Genomic DNA, 1,431 nt, shown 5'->3' with positions numbered 1-1,431 from the left:
GCGTCCACGCGGCGAGGTCGTCCCCGCTGTCGGCCTGCCAGGCATGGCCCGCCGCGTCCGCGAACACGGCGCGCCAGCCGCCGCCGGGCCGGCCCGCGAGGCCCATGCCGGTTTCCATGGCGCTGTCGGCAGCCGGACCACCGCCCGTTGCCACGGTCCACGGTCCGGCCGGGTCGCGCGCCCGCGCGAGGTCGAGCCGGGCGTCGCCACGCAGGGCGTCGCCAGGCAGACCGTCGGCGCGCCGCCGCGCCAGCGCCACATAACCTTCGCCATCGGCCGCGACCACCGCAGCGTCGTGCCTGTCCTGCAGGCCGGCCAGCGGCCTGGGCGCGGGCCAGCGTTCCAGCGCTCCATCCGGTTCCAGCAGCCAGGGGCGCGACGTGGCCTTGCCGTCCACCAGTGCCACCACGAGCTTGAGGCCACCTTCGCGCGTGCGCAGCCAGCGCGGCGTACGCACGGCGCCCGGCAGCCGCACGTCGCGCACGAAGGTCCAGTGGCGCAGGTCTTGCGAACGCGCGAGGCCAAGTGCGCTACCGTCGCCGGCCGCGTACGCGACCCAGTACGCGCCGTCGTGGCGCACGATGGCCGGGTCGCGCAACATGCCGCGCGGCGGCGCATACGCTTCCGACGCCTGGGTGACGAATTGCGCGCCGTCGTCCGAGCGGAACACGCTCAAGCGGTCCGGCAGGCCTGGTGCGACGGCGGCCATCAGCCACGACGTGTCGCCGGCATGCCGGTCCCCGTGGGCCCGCGCGGCCTTGCCGGACGCCTGCGGCATGCCCAGTTCCTGCGCCGCGGCGGGTGCCGTGGCGACCAGCAGCGCGAGCAGGCACACGAAGCCGTCGGCCAGCACGGGCGCGGCAAGGGCGGCACGCAACAACGCGCGCCGCGGGAGGGATGTTTGCACTGGCATCTCCTGTGATTGTGCACCGCGCAGGCGGTGAGCGCTTCGCACGTGCGCCGCCCGTATTGTGCCCGCTCCGCGGCCGCCGTTGTCGTTTCCCGGCGCAAGCACTCAACAACGTGATTATTACCGCGTACGGACCGGGTACACGGCTCGTGGCGCGGCGCTTGACGCTACCATGCCTCGTCAATATGACCGCACGAGTCATCGATACCACAAGGAGCACAACGATGAGTTCCACCTGCCACCCTCGAACCCGGCATCACCGCACGCGCMGCACCCGCATCAGCGTCGGCGTGCTCGCCATGCTCGCGTCCCTGCACGCGCACGGCCAGGAAACCGCGCCTTCCGCCAACACGGCCGCGGCCGACGGCAAATCGTCCGACAGCGTCGTGGTCGTGACGGGCTTTCGCGCGAGCCTGAACAGCGCGCTGAACACGAAGAAGAACAGCGACGGCATCGTCGACGTGATCAAGGCCGAGGACATCGCCAAATTCCCCGACGCGAACCTGGCCGAGTCGCTGCAG

Annotated in this window: 2 protein-coding genes; one reads left to right on the top strand and one right to left on the bottom strand. The window is 72.2% G+C overall.

The annotated features are described in order from the left end of the window. The coding region (locus AC1DYX_RS31130) for a glycoside hydrolase family protein (RefSeq protein ID WP_477266088.1) at positions 1 to 907 on the bottom strand (907 nt) is incomplete at its 3' end. A gap of 227 nt (positions 908 to 1,134) precedes the next feature. Here AC1DYX_RS31130 and AC1DYX_RS31125 point away from each other — a divergent pair. Continuing rightward, the coding region (locus AC1DYX_RS31125) for a hypothetical protein (RefSeq protein WP_477266087.1) at positions 1,135 to 1,431 on the top strand (297 nt) is incomplete at its 3' end.

It is taken from the genome of Massilia sp. P2_C2 (assembly GCF_056404615.1).
The sequence above is the reverse complement of the archived record's forward strand: the minus strand, read 5'-3'. Positions and strand labels throughout refer to the sequence as shown.